Raw genomic sequence first — 16,905 nt, forward strand, 5'->3', positions numbered from 1 at the left:
CTCGTGAGCCGGTGGATGTTCCCAGGGGCTTGTTCGCTGTCAGCGATCAGACGCGGACGCGCGGTGCGAGGGCCGAAACGGCCGCGCGTACGGGACGTAAGGGCTCATAAAGTGGGGGCCCGTCCGGCATCCATCCCGACTCCGGAGGCCCCGCACCCATGTCAGCCCTGTACGCCACCGACGAGACGCCCGTCACGCTGGAGCGCCGGAACGGGCCGTACGGTGAGGTGGTGCTGCGGCAGCGCGGGCCGCACTTCGAGATCATCGCCAACGGGTGCTTCCTGATGGACACCTCCGACGGTCGGTCGGAGCGGCTGCTGATCGACGCCGCGCTCGCCGCACTGCCCGCCGACCGCGCGCGGCCCTCCGTACTGATCGGCGGGCTGGGCGTCGGCTTCTCGCTGGCGCGCGCCGCCGCGGAGCCGCGGTGGGGCCGGATCGCGGTCGTCGAGCGCGAGGGCGCGGTCATCGACTGGCACCGCGAGGGGCCGCTGGCGGCGGTGTCGGGGCCGGCGCTGGCCGACCCGCGGACGGAGATCGTCCAGGCCGATCTGGTGGCGCACGTACGGGAGGGCGCGGGCGACGGGACGTACGACGCGCTCTGCCTGGACATCGACAACGGCCCGGACTGGACCGTCACCGAGGACAACGGCGGCCTGTACTCCCCCGCCGGTCTCGCGGCTTGCCGGGACCGGCTGACGCCGGGCGGGGTGCTGGCCGTCTGGTCCGCGCAGCCCTCGCCCGCTTTTGAGGATGCGCTCCGGAATGCCGGATTCAGCGAGGTTCGCACCGAAGAGATCCCCGTTGTCCGAGGCGTCCCGGACGTGGTCCACCTCGCAGGGAAACGCGCGTAGCCGCGGGTCACATGGTGCCTTTACGCTGCTGCCAGCAGTATGCGACCAGTCAGTACAGCCGGTCAGCACAGCAGTACACCTAGTCAGTACTCCGGTACAGCAAGTCAGTACGCGACCACGCACGGGGAAATTCAGGGGCGGGCGATGGACCAGACTCAGACCACCCACGGCGCCGCGGCGGCGGCCACGCCCGGCGCCCAGCGGCGGGTGCTCGTCGTCGAGGACGACCCGACGATCGTCGACGCCATCGCGGCCCGGCTGCGCGCCGAGGGCTTCCAGGTGCAGACCGCCGTCGACGGCCCGTCGGCCGTGGACACCGCCGAGGCGTGGCAGCCCGACCTGCTCGTCCTCGACATCATGCTGCCCGGCTTCGACGGCCTGGAGGTGTGCCGCCGGGTACAGGCCCAGCGGCCGGTCCCGGTGATGATGCTCACCGCGCGGGACGACGAGACGGACATGCTGGTGGGTCTCGGCGTCGGCGCCGACGACTACATGACCAAACCGTTCTCCATGCGCGAGCTGGCGGCGCGGGTGCACGTCCTGCTGCGCCGCGTCGAGCGGGCCGCGCTCGCCGCGCACACCCCGCGCAGCGGCATCCTGCGCCTGGGCGAGCTGGAGATCGACCACGCGCAGCGGCGGGTCCGGGTGCGCGGCGCCGACGTGCACCTCACCCCCACCGAGTTCGACCTGCTGGTCTGCCTCGCCAACACCCCGCGCGCCGTGCTCTCCCGTGAGCAGCTCCTCGCCGAGGTCTGGGACTGGGCGGACGCCTCCGGCACCCGTACGGTCGACAGCCACATCAAGGCGCTGCGCCGGAAGATCGGCGCCGAGCGGATCCGTACGGTGCACGGCGTCGGTTACGCCCTGGAGACCCCGCCGGCATGAAGTCGCCCCTACCCCTGGCGCGTGAGCTGTGGCAGCGGGCCTGGGAGGCGATGCGCCCGCTCGATCCGTACCGCTCGGTCAAGGCGGCGCTCGGCGCGCTGGTCACCGTTTCGGTGATCATCACGACCCTGCTGGTCCTCGTCGCGTTCCACTCGGCGACGGAGCTGCGGGTCATCACGGTCTTCTCGATCATCGCCTCGCTGCTGATCACCCAGTTCGTCGCGCAGGGGCTGACGGCCCCGCTGGACGAGATGACGGATGTGACCAGGGCGATGGCCGCCGGGGACTACACGCGGCGGGTGCAGGGCAGCCGCCGGGACGAGTTCGGCGAGCTGGCCGACGCCTTCAACACGATGGCCGCCGACCTGGAGGCGGTGGACACCCACCGCAAGGAACTGGTCGCCAACGTCTCGCACGAGCTGCGCACGCCGATCGCCGCGCTGCGCGCCGTGCTGGAGAACGTCGTCGACGGGGTCTCCGAGGCCGATCCGGAGACGATGCGCACCGCGCTGAGCCAGACCGAGCGGCTCGGCCGCCTGGTCGAGCACCTGCTGGACCTCTCCCGGCTGGACAACGGGGTCATCCCGCTGCACGCCCGCCGCTTCGAGGTCTGGCCCTATCTCTCCGGGGTGCTGAAGGAGGCCAACATGAGCCGCAGCGCCTCGACCCTGGCCGTCGGCTCCAGCCACCACAGCCGTACGGACGTCCATCTCCACCTGGACGTCTCGCCGCCGGAGCTGACCGCGCACGCGGACGCCGAGCGGCTGCACCAGGTCGTCGCCAACCTGATCGACAACGGCATCAAGCACTCCCCGCCGCACGGCCGGGTGACCGTGCGGGCGCGCCGCGGCGAGGGCCCCGGCAGCCTGGTCCTGGAGGTGCAGGACGAGGGGCCCGGCATCCCGGCGTCCGAGCGGCACCGGGTCTTCGAGCGGTTCAACCGCGGCGGCCCCGCGCCGTCCGGTCCGGGCACCGACGGCGGCACGGGACTGGGCCTGGCGATCGCGCGCTGGGCGGTGGATCTGCACGGCGGGCGGATCGGAGTGGCCGAATCCCCGCGTGGCTGCCGTATCCGCGTCACCCTTCCGGGGACCGGTCAGCCCCATCCTTGACGCCCCGTGACGTAGGGTCGGTGGTGGAACCACTCATTCGGGGTGTTCCCCGTGTCCCCACCGGGGGTGCGATGGCGATGCCCCCTACCCAGGTGCGAGCGAACTACGCTTGTTTCCCGCCATCTCGTTCCCCGAAACCCGCCGCCAAATGTGACGTGCGCGACGAGTACCCCTCCCGGACTGCAGCATCGGTCGACAGAGGCGTAGCCTTTATTCCCGCTGTCCACCACCTTTAGGAAGCGGAAGAGGGCGGTTGCCGCCGTGTCGCCACAGTCCCCCAACACCTCGAGTGCCTCGACCGACCAAGACGGGCAGGGTAAGAACCCTGCAGCCGGATTCGGTGCGAACGAGTGGCTCGTCGACGAGATCTACCAGCAGTACCTCCAGGACCCGAACTCGGTAGACCGAGCCTGGTGGGACTTCTTCGCCGACTACAAGCCGGGCGCACCGGTGACGTCGGGCACTCCAGCCGACGAGGCCAAGCCCACCGCGCCTGCCACCCCGGCCGCCGCACCTGCGGCTGCCGCCCCGGCAAAGGCCGAGGCCAAGCCCGCCGCCGCGAAGCCGGCGCCCGCGCAGCCCGCGCCGGCGAAGGCCGCCCCGGCCAAGGCCGACGCGAAGCCCTCCGGTGCAAGCACCGGCTCCACCGGAGCGGCTGGCGCCGCGCGCACTTCTGCCGCCGCTCCGAAGGCGGACGACAAGCCCGCCGAGGCGACCGAAGGCCCGGAGTACGTCACCCTGCGTGGCCCGGCCGCCGCCGTGGCGAAGAACATGAACGCCTCGCTGGAGCTGCCCACGGCCACGTCCGTGCGCGCCGTTCCCGTGAAGCTGCTGTTCGACAACCGCATCGTCATGAACAACCACCTCAAGCGCGCCCGCGGTGGGAAGGTCTCCTTCACCCACCTCATCGGGTACGCCATGGTGCAGGCGCTCAAGGCGATGCCCTCGATGAACTACTCGTTCACCGAGAAGGACGGCAAGCCCACGCTGGTCAAGCCGGACCACATCAACCTCGGCCTCGCCATCGACCTGGTGAAGCCCAACGGTGACCGCCAGCTCGTCGTCGCGGCCATCAAGAAGGCCGAGACCCTCAGCTTCTTCGAGTTCTGGCAGGCGTACGAGGACATCGTCCGCCGCGCCCGGGTCGGCAAGCTGACGATGGAGGACTTCACCGGCGTCACCGCGTCGCTGACGAACCCCGGCGGCATCGGCACCGTGCACTCCGTGCCGCGCCTGATGCCCGGCCAGGGCCTCATCATCGGCGTCGGCGCCATGGAGTACCCCGCGGAGTTCCAGGGCACCTCGCAGGACACCCTGAACAAGCTGGGCGTCTCCAAGGTCATGACGCTGACCAGCACGTACGACCACCGCGTGATCCAGGGCGCCGCCTCCGGCGAGTTCCTGCGCATCATGAGCCAGCTGCTGCTCGGCGAGAACGACTTCTTCGACGACATCTTCAAGTCGCTGCGGATTCCGTACGAGCCGGTGCGCTGGCTGAAGGACATCGACGTCAGCCACGACGACGACGTCTCCAAGGCGGCCCGGGTCTTCGACCTGATCCACGCCTACCGGGTGCGCGGCCACGTCATGGCCGACACGGACCCGCTGGAGTACAAGCAGCGCAAGCACGCCGACCTGGACATCACCGAGCACGGCCTCACGCTCTGGGACCTGGAGCGCGAGTTCGCGGTCGGCGGCTTCTCCGGCAAGTCGATGATGAAGCTGCGCGACATCCTCGGCGTGCTGCGCGACTCGTACTGCCGCACCACCGGCATCGAGTACATGCACATCCAGGACCCCAAGCAGCGCAAGTGGCTGCAGGACCGCCTGGAGCGCCCGCACACCCCGCCGGAGCGCGAGGAGCAGCTGCGCATCCTGCGCCGGCTGAACTCCGCCGAGGCGTTCGAGACCTTCCTGCAGACGAAGTACGTCGGCCAGAAGCGCTTCTCGCTGGAGGGCGGCGAGTCCGTCATCCCGATGCTGGACGCGGTCATCGACTCCGCTGCCGAGTCGCGGCTGGACGAGGTCGTCATCGGCATGGCCCACCGCGGCCGGCTGAACGTCCTCGCCAACATCGTCGGCAAGTCCTACGCGCAGATCTTCCGCGAGTTCGAGGGCAACCTCGACCCGAAGTCGATGCACGGCTCCGGCGACGTGAAGTACCACCTGGGCGCCGAGGGCACCTTCACCGGTCTCGACGGCGAGCAGATCAAGGTCTCGCTGGCCGCCAACCCCTCGCACCTCGAAGCGGTCGACCCGATCGTCGAGGGCATCGCCCGCGCCAAGCAGGACATCATCGGCAAGGGCGGCACGGACTTCACGGTCCTGCCGGTCCAGCTCCACGGTGACGCGGCGTTCGCCGGCCAGGGCGTGGTCGCCGAGACGCTGAACATGTCGCAGCTGCGCGGCTACCGCACCGGCGGCACGGTGCACATCGTCATCAACAACCAGGTCGGCTTCACCGCCGCGCCGGAGTCGGCCCGCTCCTCCATGTACGCCACGGACGTGGCCCGCATGATCGAGGCGCCGATCTTCCACGTGAACGGTGACGACCCGGAGGCCGTGGTGCGCGTCGCGCGGCTCGCCTTCGAGTTCCGCCAGGCGTTCAACAAGGACGTCGTCATCGACCTGATCTGCTACCGCCGCCGCGGTCACAACGAGTCGGACAACCCGGCCTTCACCCAGCCGCTGATGTACGACCTGATCGACAAGAAGCGCTCGGTGCGCAAGCTCTACACCGAGTCCCTCATCGGTCGCGGCGACATCACGCTGGAGGAGGCCGAGCAGGCGCTGCAGGACTTCCAGGGCCAGCTGGAGAAGGTCTTCACGGAGGTCCGCGAGGCCACCACGACGCCGATGGCGCCCGAGGTCCCGCAGCCGCAGGCCGAGTTCCCGGTCCACGTGGACACCGCGGTCTCCCAGGAGGTCGTCAAGCGGATCGCCGAGTCCCAGGTCAACATCCCCGACCGGGTCACCGTCCACCCGCGTCTGCTGCCCCAGCTGCAGCGCCGCGCGGCCATGGTCGAGGACGGCACGATCGACTGGGGCATGGGCGAGACCCTGGCCTTCGGCTCGCTGCTGATGGAGGGCACCCCGGTCCGGCTCGCCGGCCAGGACTCCCGCCGCGGCACCTTCGGCCAGCGCCACGCGGTCCTCATCGACCGCGAGACGGGCAACGACTACACGCCGCTGCTGTACCTCTCCGAGGACCAGGCGCGGTTCAACGTGTACGACTCGCTCCTCTCCGAGTACGCGGCGATGGGCTTCGAGTACGGCTACTCGCTGGCCCGTCCCGAGTCCCTCGTGATGTGGGAGGCGCAGTTCGGTGACTTCGTCAACGGCGCGCAGACCGTCGTGGACGAGTTCATCTCCTCCGCCGAGCAGAAGTGGGGCCAGACCTCCGGCGTCACGCTGCTCCTGCCGCACGGCTACGAGGGCCAGGGCCCGGACCACTCCTCGGCCCGCATCGAGCGCTTCCTCCAGCTGTGCGCGCAGAACAACATGACCGTCGCGATGCCGACGCTCCCCTCCAACTACTTCCACCTGCTGCGCTGGCAGGTGCACAACCCGCACCACAAGCCGCTCGTCGTCTTCACCCCGAAGTCGATGCTGCGTCTGAAGGCCGCGGCGTCGAAGACGGAGGAGTTCACCACCGGCGGCTTCCGCCCGGTGATCGGCGACAGCACGGTCGACGCGAACGCCGTGCAGAAGATCATCTTCTGCTCCGGCAAGGTCTACTACGACCTGGAGGCCGAGCGGCAGAAGCGCGGTGCGAACGACGTCGCGCTCGTCCGCATCGAGCGGCTGTACCCGCTGCCGGGCAAGGAGCTGCAGGCGGAGATCGCCAAGTTCCCGAACGCCGGCAAGTTCCTGTGGGTCCAGGAGGAGCCCGCCAACCAGGGCGCCTGGCCGTTCCTCGGCCTGAACCTGATCGACCACCTGGACCTGGCGGTCGGCGCCGACATCCCGCACGGCGAGCGTCTGCGCCGCATCTCGCGGCCGCACTCCTCGTCGCCGGCCGTCGGCTCCGCCAAGCGCCACCAGGCCGAGCAGGCCCAGCTCATCGCGGAGGCGTTCGACGCCTGAGCCACCGGCGTCGCAGTACCTGAAAGGGCGGGGCCCCACCGGATCACTCCGGTGGGGCCCCGCCCGTATGTCCGGGCCGGCGTCAGCCGTTGACCATGTCCCGGGTCTGGGCGTAGACGGTGGCGTCGGTGAGCAGGGCGTTGTGACTCAGGCAGGCGGTGCGCGTGTTGGCCGCGCCGGCCAGCGAGACGCTGCTGTCGGGGTTGATGACGGTGTCGCACGGCGACCACCAGGTCGCGTAGCGGGGGCTGCCGGGCGTCTCGTCCCCGGCGTTCAGGGCGGTCAGGAAGTCGGAGCCGATCCGCATCTCGCCGCACGAGGTGTCGGCGCAGGTATTGGCCGAGTCGGTGCCGTGGTTGGGGCCGCCGAGCGACACCCAGGCGTCGATCTTCGCCGCGCCGCCGAGGTTCTTGGCGTAGTAGCGCGAGGAGAGGCCGCCCATGGAGTGGGTGACGATGTCGACCTGGGACGCTCCGGTCGCGGCGAGCAGCCGGTCGACCTCGGTGGCCAGCTGCTGTGCGGTGGTGGCGTTGGACTGACGCGAGTCGTAGCTCCACTGGTCCAGGTACCCGGCCGGCCAGCCGTCGGTGCGGAAGCGTCCTGCCATGGTGTCCCAGTTGGCGCCGCTGCCGGACCAGCCGTGGACGAAAAGGACCGGGTGACTGGCGGAGGTGAAGCCCGAGCCGCCGGCCGCTTCGGCTTGAGCGGGCGCGTGCAGGGCGAACAGCAGGCCGGCGAGCACGGCCATGAGCGGTGTCTTCTTCACGTGTCCTCACGGATGCAGGGAAGGGGGAGGGGAAGCACCGGTGCGTGTGGGGAGGGCGCTTCAGGCTACTGCCGGGTAATCCTGGATCGTCAAGACGCGTGCACTTGTCATGTCCACAACTTTCTTCGCCGCATCTCCGCCGCCGGGCGCAGGTCCCTTCAGATCGTCAGCGGCTCGAAGTCGCGGAGCTGGTACGGCGGCAGGTCGGCCTCGGTGGAGCGGGTGTTGTGCGCGAGGTCCAGGGCCCATGGGTGGCTCGGGCCGACCGCCGCTTCCATGGCGAGCAGCGCGCGGCTCAGGGACCCCAGGGCCGCCGCGCGGTCACCTGCCGCGAGCAGCGCCAGCGCGTGGTTGGCGTCGCTGCCGACGGTGTACGGGTGGGCGGGGCCGAGCAGTTCGCGGTAGCCCGTGTACGTGAGCTCGGCCGTGGCCAGGGCCCGCTCCGGGTCGCCGGACTCGCGCTCCAGGCAGCAGAAGCCCGCCGCGGTCATCAGGGTGAGCGGGTCCCGGCGGCCGAGCAGCCGCACCGCCCGCTCCAGCAGCCGTTCCATGCCCTGCCGGGCCCGCTCCCCCTGCCCGGCGCCCCGGCGGCAGAGCGCGAGGCCGTGCCCGGCGCGCAGCGACTGGGGATGATCGGCGCCCAGGACGCGGTGGTGGCTGCGCACGGTCCGCTCCTGGAGCTCCAGCGCCGCCTCGGTACGGCCGGTGAGCCGCAGGTCGGTGGCGTAGTGCAGCTCGGAGTAGAGCGTCCAGGGGTGGCCGGGCCCGAGGAGCCGGCGGCGCGCCCGCAGCGTCCGCAGGTCCAGGTCCAGCGCCTCGTCGTAGGCGCCGAGCAGCCGCAGGGAGACCGCGGTGTTGTTCTGCGCGGCGAGGGTGCGCGCGTCGCCCTCGCCGAAGGTCTGCCGGCTGCCGTCGAGCACGTACCGGGAGAGCTCCAGGGCTTCCTGGAGGCGGGCGAGGCCGCGCAGGTCGGCGGCGAGCGCGGTGGCGGCCCGCAGGATGTCGCTGTCCGGGGTGGAGCGCCGGCCGAGCAGCCGCTCCAGCGCGGCCCGGTCCAGCTCCTCGCAGGCCGCGTACTGTCCGGTGGCGCGCAGCAGGTTGGCGTGTGCGTGCAGCAGGTCCAGGCGGCGCGGGTGGTCCTCGGGCAGCAGCAGCCGCCAGGTGCGGTCCGCGCGCCGGGCCAGGGCCAGGCCGGTGTCCTGGATACCGGCGAGATAGGCGTAACGCAGGCAGTTCAGTACCGGCCGCGCGGTCTCCTCCGGGTCGGCCTCCAGCGCGCCGGAGGGCAGCAGATGCGGCAGCAGCGCGGCGTACGCGGGCCAGTCGGCGGGGTCGTCGGGGCGGCCGGGGTCGGCGGCGGCGAGCGCGCCGCGCACGGCCCGCTCGTACCGTTCCCGCTCCGGCGCGGGGACGCCCTCGCGGACCAGGAGGCGGACCATGCGGTGCAGATGGACGCCGGTGATCTCGGTGCCGTCCGCGGTCTCCATGGCGTCCACGACGGAGTAGCGGGCGAGCAGCCGCAGCGCGTCCTGGAGCCGTCGCGGGTCGCCGGTGAGGGGGGCGAAGTCGCCGCGGATCCGGCCGAGGAGGGTGACCGGTACGGTGCCGGGCGCGAGGACGGCGCACAGCCGCAGCAGTTCGCCGGCGTCCGGCGCGGTCTCGGCGATGCGGTCCAGCAGCGCGGTCCAGGCCGCGGCGAAGGTCATCGGGAAGTCCTCGGCGACGACCGTGCGGGCGTCGCCGATGCCGCCCTCCAGCAGCCGCAGATAGCTCCCGACGCTCATGTCGGAGTCGTTCAGCCAGCCCGCCGTCTGGTCCAGCAGGAGCGGCAGGTCCTCCAGGGCGGCGGCCAGCCGGCCCGCCTCGGCCGCGTCCAGGCGCGGGGCGCGGCGGCGCACGAAGGCGATGCTCTCGGGGCGGTCGAGGACGGGGACCGGGAGGAGGAGGGTGTTGTAGGTGTCCCAGGAGCGGTTCCGCGAGGTGATCAGGACGTGGCCCGAGCCGCTGGGCAGCAGGCCGGCCACCGCTTCGGGGTCGTCCGCGCCGTCCAGGACGAGCAGCCAGCGGTGGTACGGCTCGCCGCGGCGCAGCGCGTCCATGACCGCGCGCAGCCGCTCGGCGGTCCCCGTACCGCTTCTGATCCCCAACTCCGTTGCGAGACCAGCCAGTTGCCGCCTTGCCTCCTCCCCCGTCCCGGCCGCGATCCACCACACCACGTCGTACTCGGTGGCGAAGCGGTGCACGTACTCGGCGGCCAGTTGGGTCTTGCCGACGCCCGCCATGCCCAGCAGGGTGCAGACCGCGGCGCCCCGCACGGAGCCCGCCAGTCGGCGGTGGATGCGGGCGAGGAGGGCCGCGCGCCCGGTGAAGCGCGGGTTGCGGCGCGGCACCCCGCCCCAGACGTCGGGCGCGTCCAGCGGGAAGCGCGGGCCGCCGGTGCCGGGCGCCGGGGTGTCCGGGAGCCCGAGGCGGCGCAGCAGGAGCCGCTCGGCGTGGTGCGCGCCGGCCTCGGTGAGCTGGGCGGGGCCGAGCGCGGTGGCGCCGCGCGGGAGGTTGCCGGGGTCGGTGACGGAGACGGCGGCGAAGCGGCCGGGGTGGGCGGCGGTGACGGCGGCGAGGGCGGCGTCCCATTCCCGTCCCGTGCGCACGCCGGGCTGGAAGTAGCCGGCACTGAAGACGAGCAGCACCCGGCCGCCGGAGAGGGTGAGCCCGGCGAGCGCGGCCCGCAGTTCCATCGCGGCGGGCGGGTCCCAGTGGTGCAGCGGGGCGCGCAGCCCGTGCCGTTCGAGGCGGTCGGCGATCCAGTCGCCCCAGGCCCGGCCGTCCCCCGCGACGCTGACGGTGACCCGCGGGCCGGGCGGCGGACCCGGCCGTACCGGCCGGGCGGGCCGCGGCACCCGCGCGGACGCGGCGTCCGTCTGCCGCTGCGGGAACGTCGACTCCGCCGGCTGCGCCATTACGGTCCTGCTCTCCTCCGGGGGACCGTCGATACGGCCCTGTTCTTCCGTATCCCACCGGGCCCGGCCGCCGCGAGCGGATTCCGGCCTAGTACGGGACGCCCGGCCGCCGCTGACGCCGCATCAGGTCATCTGCGGCTCGAAGTCCCAGTAGGGCCGGGTGCGGGAGCGCGCGGAGACGGTGTGGGCGTGCTGGGGGCCCAGTACGGTGCTCAGGCCGGTCAGTGCCTCCTCCTCCAGCTTGTCGGCCTCCTGGCGTTTGCGCAGGCCGCGCAGGTCCGCGGCGAGCGCGATCTGGCCGGAGAGGGTCAGCGGGTGGTGCAGGCCGAGGGTGGCGGTGGCACGAGTGACGGTGTCCCGCCCGAGTTCGGCGGCGGCCTCCGGGTCGCCGGAGAAGTTGCGGGCCGCCGCGGCGTTCAGCGCGCAGCCCAGCGTCCAGGGGTGGTCGGGGCCGACCGCCCGGCGCATCCCCGCCAGCGCCTCCTCGGACAGCAGCATGGCCTGCTGCCGCTCGCCCGCGGCGCGCAGCACGAGCGCGTGGTTGGCCTGGGCGCCGATCGCGTACGGGTGGGCCGCGCCGAGCTGGAAGAGGTACCGCTCGGCGACCTGCTCGCCGATCTCCCGGGCCTGGTCCAGGCTGCCGTGCTCACGGGCGAAGCAGGAGTAGCTGACGGCGACCATGAGGGTGAGCGGGTCGGTCTCGCCGAGGACCCGCTCGGACCGTTCCAGTACCCGGCCGAGGAGGCGGCCGGCCTTGGCGCGGTCGCCGGAACGGTACAGGCACAGCCCGAGGTTGTGCTCGGCGCGCAGCGTCTGGGGGTTGTCGTTGCCCATGACGATGCGGTGCACCCGGACGCTGTGCTCCTGTACCGAGGTGGCCTCGGCGTAGCGGCCGAGGAGGCGCAGGTCGGTGGCGACGTGGATCTCGGAGAAGAGCGACCAGTTGTGGCGGGGGCGCAGCAGCTCGCGGCGGGCCTCCAGGGTGCGGCGGTGCAGCGCGAGGGAGTCGGTGTAGCGGCCGAGGAGGCGGAGCGAGACGGCGAGGTTGTTCTGTGCGTTCAGGGTGCGCGAGTCCTGCTCGCCGACCAGTTCGGTGTAGCCCTGCAGGACGGTGGCGGACAGCTCCAGGGCCTCCTCGAAGCGGGCGAGGCCGCGCAGGTCGGCGGCGAGCCCGGTGGCGGCGCGCAGGGTGTCCAGGTCGCGCGGGCCCTGGGTCTCGCGCAGATGGTCCAGGACGACGCGGTCCAGCGCCTCGGTGGCGGCGTAGTCGCCGGTGGCGCGCAGCAGGTTGGCGTAGTGGTAGCTGAGGTCCCAGATCCGCGGGTGGGTGTCGCCGAGCAGCTCCCGCCAGGCGGTCAGGGCGCGTTCGGCGAGCTTGAGGCCGGAGCGGTACTCGCCGGAGAGGTACATGTACCGCAGCACGTTCAGGACCAGGTTCTGCACGTCGGGGTCCCGGCTCACCAGGACGTTCGCGGCCTTGAGGTGCTGGGCGAGCTCGGCGAACCGGGGCCAGAGCCGGGTGTCGGTCGGGCGCAGCGGGTCGGCGGCGGCCAGGGCGCGCTGCGCGACGCGGCTGTACTCCGCCTGCTGCCGGTCCGGCATCAGGGCGCGGACGGTCTGGTGGACCATGCGGTGCATGTAGAGGATCTCGCCGCCGGGGGACGCGTCGTCGGCGGTGACGTCGTGGGACTCGATGCGGACGACCGAGTACTGCAGGAGCTTGCTGATGGCCTGGTTCCACAGCAGCGGGTCGTTCATCAGCCCGGTCAGCTCCTCCGGCAGGTCGCCGGGCGGGATCTCGCGGAGCAGCCGGACGGGGATGGCGGCGGGCGCGAAGAAGGAGCACAGCCGCAGCAGGTCGACGGAGGCGGGCACGGCCTCGGCCAGCCGGTTCTGCAGTATCGACCAGGAGGTCTGGTAGGTCATCGGGAAGTCGTGGGCGACCCGGACGACCTCGGCGTCGGCGCCGCTCTCCAGCAGTTCGACGTACTCGTCGACGGTCATCGTGGAGTCGCTGAGCCAGCCCGCCGTCTGGTCGAGCAGCAGCGGCAGGTCCTCCAGCGCCTCGGCCAGTTGGTCCGCCTCGGCGCGGTCCAGGCGCGGGGCGCGGCGCCGGACGAAGGCGATGGACTCCTCGCGGGTGTAGACCGGCACTTCGAACATCATGGTGTTGTGCTCGCTCCACTCGCGGTTCTGCGAGGTGAGGAGGACATGTCCGGGCCCGGAGGGCAGCATGTCGGCGACGTGTTCGGGCTGGTCGGCGCCGTCCAGGACGAGCAGCCAGCGGTTCGACGGCTCGCCTCGGCGGAGCGCGTCGCGGACGGCGCGCAACCGCTCGCCGTACTCCTGGCCGGTGCTCAGGCCGAGCGCGGGGGCCAGCTCGGCCAGCCGCTGGCGCATCGGGGTGCGCTCGCCCGCCGCGACCCACCAGACCACGTCGTACTCGGAGCCGAAGCGGTAGACGTACTCGGTGGCGAGCTGGGTCTTGCCGACGCCGGACATGCCGTACAGCGTGCACACGGCGGCGCCGCGCTCGGCCTGCTGGAGGCGGTGGTAGACGTCGGCGAGGAGGTTCTCGCGGCCGGTGAAGCGGGTGTTGCGGCGCGGCACGCCGCCCCAGACGCGCGGCTGTTCCTGGGGGTAGCGGGGGCCGCCGCCGTCGTCCTCCGGCTCGGCGTGTGGATCGGGCTCGATGCCGAGCCGGGCCAGCAGCCGCCGTTCGGCCTCGCGGGCGCCGACGTCGGCCAGCTCGGCGGCGCCGAAGACGGCGGTGGCGGTGGGCAGCGCGTTCGTAGTGATGGAGACCGCGGCGAACTTGTCCTGGCGGTCGGCGACGACGGTGCGCAGCGCGGCGTTCCACTCCTCGTGGCTGCGCGGGCCGAGCTGGATGTACCAGTCGCTGAGCACGATCAGGACCGTGCCCTCGGCGAGCGCGAGGTCGCTCAGCGCGTCCTCCAGGGGGGTGCCGGCCCGCGGGTCCCAGCGCTGGAAGGCCACCCGCATCCCGTGCCGTTCGAGCCGGTCGCCGATCCAGGCGGCCCACGCGCGGTTGAAGCCGGCGAAACTGACCGTGACCGGTGGCCGGCCGGCGGGTGCGGTGCTCCTGCGCGCTGCGGGCATTCGAACGACTCCCTCGTCTTGCGTACGAACCGGCGGCCGGGCAAGGACCGTCAGAGCTGCCCTTCTGGGGAACATACACCGGCGAACCGGTCGTCGGCGGTCATCGCGCGTACTGTCGCCGCCACATCGTCCGCGACGTCTCCACGTAGGCGCTCGCACGGGCCAAGTACCCCTCGGGAGGCGGGCGTTCCCGCAAACGGGTGAGCCGGTCGGCCATCGCGCCGGCCAGGACGCGGCCGGCCGGGGTGAGGGTGCGCGAGCCGAGCAGCGTGGGCAGCGCGGCGCCGACCTGTTCGCGGCAGCGGGAGTGCTCGGCCCACGCGGTGTGGCGCTCCAGCGCGGTGGTGGCGGTGAGCGCGAAGCCCTGCCAGTAGTCGGCGAGCGCGAGGTGCGAGTAGGTGCCCTGGAGCAGCCCGTCGAAGGGGCGCGGGTCGGGCCGCCAGGGCGCCCAGTGCAGGGCGGTACCGGTGTCGTGGTGCAGCGGCGACAGCTCGGCGAGCGCGGCGAGCTTGGCGTGCTGGAGTTCGTGGACGAGCGTCGCGGCGAGGAAGGCGGGGGTCTGCGGGGTGGAGCTGAGGACCGCGCCGAACGCCTCGCGGCGGGTGCCGCTGCAGTGCGCGGGGCCCGCGGCGTGCGGGCTGGCGTTGGGCGGTGGAGCGAGCGGCACGATGCAGTCCAGCAGGAGGTCCGCCTCCAGGGCGCGGGTCGGGCCGCCGCGCTCCAGCAGCGGCCGGGCCCCGGCCCAGGCGCCCTGCCAGCGGGCCCGTTCGGCGGTGGTGAGCGGCTCGGCGGGCTTCAGGCCGTGCCGCTCCAGCCCGCTGTCGGCCGTACGGAACGGGTCGAGGTCGTCGAGGAGTACGGGATGGGGGCCACCGGTGAGCGGGCGCAGCGGGCGCCACGCGGGGTCGGCCGACTCCCAGGCGCCGTCGGGCCGGGGCAGCAGCACGGCGGCCGGCCCGGCGGGCGGGTGGATCGTCAACCTGCCATTCCGGTAAGCGAGTTCGAGTTCGGGTGGCGGTCCCTCGCGTCCGGCCGCCCGCCCGTGCAAGGTGTACGCGCCGAGGGTGGGCAGGGCCAGTACGCCGCTCGGGGCGCGCAGCTTCAGGGTGAACGGGAGCCGGGCGCGGGCGGCGGCCGCGGCGGCGACGGCCCCGAGGTGTTCGAGGTCGGGAAGGAGGCCGGGCGGCGGGACGGCGGCGGCGAGGCCGCGCAGGGCGCGCCGCACCCAGGGCCCGAGCAGCGGGTAGTACAGCACCCGCCGGGTGGCGTCCCGGTCGGCGCGGTCGGCGGCCTCCAGCAGCGCCCAGTGCGCCGCCACGCGGGCCGCCGCGGGCCGCGGCACGCTCGGCCCGCGGGCGGAGTCCACCGCGTCCAGCAGCGCGCGCAGCAACAGCAGCCGCCGCGTCCGCTGGTCGTCCACCAGCAGCCCCAGCGCCTCCGCACCGCCCTCGGACCGGCCCAGCTCGCGCAGCAGGCCCGCGGGGACGCGGCTGCTCATCAGGCGGGCCCCCGCGCGGCGCGGGCCAGCCGCCCGGCGGCGTGCCGGATCAGCCGCTGGAGGTCGGCGCAGTACACCGAGGGGTTGGCGAAGCCGCTGCCCTGCCGATAGCGGTGCGCGTACTGACCGCCGCCGCAGACCCGCACCAGCGGGCAGGCGCGGCACACGGGGGCGAGCGAGGCGGCGCCCGCGTGCCGGGCGGCGATGCCGGGGTGCGCGAGGGCATCGTCGAAGGAGTGGCGGAAGACGTCGAGCCCGGTGGCGGCGGCGCCCTCGTACGCGGACTTCAGGGAGTCGACCTGCTCGATGCTGCCGTCGGTCTCCACCACGACGGCGGTGAACGGGGTCAGACCCAGCGACTCGCCGCCGGCCGGCGCGCCCAGCAGCAGGGCGAGGCACTCCTCGAAGAACCGGACGCTCGGCTGCCCGGGGCCGCCGTCCCACCAGGCGTCGAAGACGGCGCAGAGCCAGTCGCCGTACGGGGTGGGGCGGTCGGCGCCAGGGGCGAGGCCCGGTGGCGGGGCGGTCCAGTTGCCGTGCGGGAGCAGCAGGTCCAGGCGCGGCGGGCGGAGCGCGCGCAGCGAAGCGTAGGTCTCCAGGGGGTCGGTGCGCGGGTCGACGACGGCGAGGACGCCCGCGTACGCGTCCGGCTGTTCCTCGGCGAGGAGGCGCAGGCCGCGGACGGCGCGGGACCAGGCCGGGCGCCCCGCGTGGTCCACGCGCGCGGCGTTGTGCGCGGGCAGCCCTCCGTCGAGGCTGACGCCGACCTTGATGCCGTGCCCGGCGAGGGTACGCAGCGCTGTGCCGGTGAGCAGGGTGCCGTTGGTCTGGACGGTGGGGTGCAGGGCGCAGTCCCCGGGGAGGCGGGTGCGCAGCAGATCGACGGCGCGGCCGAGGCGGTCCGCGCCGGCCAGCAGCGGTTCGCCGCCGTGCAGGACGAGCGCCGCGTTCCGGAGGCCGTGGGCCGTGACGTGCTCGGCGATGCGGGCGGTGGCGCGGTCCAGGACCGCGTCGTTCATCGAGGCGGGGCGGTCCCGCCAGCCGTGGTCGGCGGCCTCGTAGAGGTAGCAGTAGCGACAGGCGAGGTTGCAGTGGCCGTGCACCTTGAGGATGAACTGCCGGAAAGGGTGCCGGAAAGAGGGGACGTCCGGCCGGTCCGCCGCCGACGGGCCCGTGTCCCGTACGGTCTGCTGCGCCACGTCCGCACCCCCAAAGCCGCGGCCCGCGCAGGGACGGCCCCCGTCGCCGGTCCGAGGCGGAGTATCCCTGCGGGACGGCGTGACCAAACCGGCCGCGATCGCCGGTGTCCGGTTCCCCCGGCTCCGACGACCGAAATTGTTCGGATGACAGCGGTCCACTTCAGCAGGTCCGCTTCAGAAGGCGCTGTTGAATCCCCAGAGCATCTCCGTGGGTTCGTCCACGCGCGTCCGTATCCGTTCCAGTACTTCCGACAGCACCGGGTGGTCCACCGTCCGCAGCTCCGCGAGATCCAGGGCGAGCAGGTCCGGCAGCTCGGACAGCTCGCCGGCCGGCGGCACCGCGGCCCCGGCCGTCTCCGCCTGCCCGGCCCCCGTGTTCTTGCGGCTCGCGCTCATCGCCTTGCCCCTTCCCGCCAACTGCCCCCGCT

Annotated in this window: 10 protein-coding genes; 4 read left to right on the forward strand and 6 right to left on the reverse strand. The window is 73.0% G+C overall.

Annotation, left to right across the window (positions count from 1 at the left end; genetic code table 11):
- Nucleotides 1-158: 158 nt before the first annotated feature.
- The 4 genes from IG84_RS0105565 (at nt 159) to IG84_RS0105580 (ending at nt 6,937) form a co-directional block, all read left to right on the forward strand.
- Entirely contained in the window at nt 159-854 is a 696-nt protein-coding gene (locus IG84_RS0105565) for a spermidine synthase family protein (protein ID WP_031051928.1), read from the forward strand.
- 144 nt (nt 855-998) lie between these two features.
- Nucleotides 999-1,739 (forward strand): response regulator transcription factor, encoded by a 741-nt coding sequence (locus tag IG84_RS0105570; protein ID WP_030258798.1) that lies wholly within the window; start codon nt 999-1,001, stop codon nt 1,737-1,739.
- Nucleotides 1,736-2,851 carry a HAMP domain-containing sensor histidine kinase gene (locus IG84_RS0105575; RefSeq protein WP_037799308.1) on the forward strand — a complete coding sequence of 372 codons (1,116 nt, stop codon included), beginning with the start codon at nt 1,736-1,738 and terminating at the stop codon, nt 2,849-2,851. The genes IG84_RS0105570 and IG84_RS0105575 overlap by 4 nt, the downstream gene beginning before the upstream one ends.
- Nucleotides 2,852-3,112: 261 nt before the next feature.
- Nucleotides 3,113-6,937: a multifunctional oxoglutarate decarboxylase/oxoglutarate dehydrogenase thiamine pyrophosphate-binding subunit/dihydrolipoyllysine-residue succinyltransferase subunit gene (locus IG84_RS0105580; RefSeq protein WP_031051932.1), complete on the forward strand. Its 3,825-nt coding sequence runs from the start codon at nt 3,113-3,115 to the stop codon at nt 6,935-6,937.
- 82 nt (nt 6,938-7,019) lie between these two features.
- On the opposite strand, the gene IG84_RS0105585 is transcribed toward IG84_RS0105580, so the two are convergent.
- The 6 genes from IG84_RS0105585 to fxsA form a co-directional block, all read right to left on the reverse strand.
- Nucleotides 7,020-7,685 (reverse strand): esterase/lipase family protein, encoded by a 666-nt coding sequence (locus IG84_RS0105585; protein WP_031051934.1) that lies wholly within the window; start codon nt 7,683-7,685, stop codon nt 7,020-7,022.
- A gap of 176 nt (nt 7,686-7,861) precedes the next feature.
- Nucleotides 7,862-10,660: an FxSxx-COOH system tetratricopeptide repeat protein gene (gene fxsT, locus IG84_RS0105590; RefSeq protein WP_051861418.1), complete on the reverse strand. Its 2,799-nt coding sequence runs from the start codon at nt 10,658-10,660 to the stop codon at nt 7,862-7,864.
- A 123-nt stretch (nt 10,661-10,783) separates the two neighbouring features.
- Nucleotides 10,784-13,780, reverse strand: coding sequence for an FxSxx-COOH system tetratricopeptide repeat protein (gene fxsT / locus IG84_RS0105595; RefSeq protein WP_031051938.1), 2,997 nt, complete (start codon nt 13,778-13,780; stop codon nt 10,784-10,786).
- Nucleotides 13,781-13,880: 100 nt separating this feature from the next.
- A complete protein-coding gene (locus IG84_RS0105600) occupies nt 13,881-15,278 on the reverse strand; it encodes an aKG-HExxH-type peptide beta-hydroxylase (protein ID WP_031051940.1) in 1,398 nt (465 codons plus the stop codon).
- Complete coding sequence (locus tag IG84_RS0105605) at nt 15,278-16,477, reverse strand: FxsB family cyclophane-forming radical SAM/SPASM peptide maturase (RefSeq protein ID WP_078648615.1); 1,200 nt, start codon at nt 16,475-16,477, stop codon at nt 15,278-15,280. Before IG84_RS0105605 ends, IG84_RS0105600 begins: the two co-directional genes overlap by 1 nt.
- Nucleotides 16,478-16,651: 174 nt before the next feature.
- Complete coding sequence (gene fxsA, locus IG84_RS41015) at nt 16,652-16,873, reverse strand: FxSxx-COOH cyclophane-containing RiPP peptide (RefSeq protein WP_037799310.1); 222 nt, start codon at nt 16,871-16,873, stop codon at nt 16,652-16,654.
- Nucleotides 16,874-16,905 lie beyond the last annotated feature (32 nt).

It is taken from the genome of Streptomyces ochraceiscleroticus (genome assembly GCF_000720485.1).
Lineage (GTDB): Bacteria > Actinomycetota > Actinomycetes > Streptomycetales > Streptomycetaceae > Streptomyces > Streptomyces ochraceiscleroticus.

Bases quoted from the DNA above. Each gene is read 5' to 3' on its own strand.
- IG84_RS0105570 (WP_030258798.1), top strand. From the start codon at position 999: ATGGACCAGACTCAGACCACCCACGGCGCCGCGGCGGCGGCCACGCCC.
- IG84_RS0105585 (WP_031051934.1), bottom strand. From the start codon at position 7,685: ATGGCCGTGCTCGCCGGCCTGCTGTTCGCCCTGCACGCGCCCGCTCAA.
- IG84_RS0105575 (WP_037799308.1), top strand. From the start codon at position 1,736: ATGAAGTCGCCCCTACCCCTGGCGCGTGAGCTGTGGCAGCGGGCCTGG.
- IG84_RS0105565 (WP_031051928.1), top strand. From the start codon at position 159: ATGTCAGCCCTGTACGCCACCGACGAGACGCCCGTCACGCTGGAGCGC.
- fxsT (WP_051861418.1), bottom strand. From the start codon at position 10,660: ATGGCGCAGCCGGCGGAGTCGACGTTCCCGCAGCGGCAGACGGACGCC.
- IG84_RS0105600 (WP_031051940.1), bottom strand. From the start codon at position 15,278: ATGAGCAGCCGCGTCCCCGCGGGCCTGCTGCGCGAGCTGGGCCGGTCC.
- fxsA (WP_037799310.1), bottom strand. From the start codon at position 16,873: ATGAGCGCGAGCCGCAAGAACACGGGGGCCGGGCAGGCGGAGACGGCC.
- fxsT (WP_031051938.1), bottom strand. From the start codon at position 13,780: ATGCCCGCAGCGCGCAGGAGCACCGCACCCGCCGGCCGGCCACCGGTC.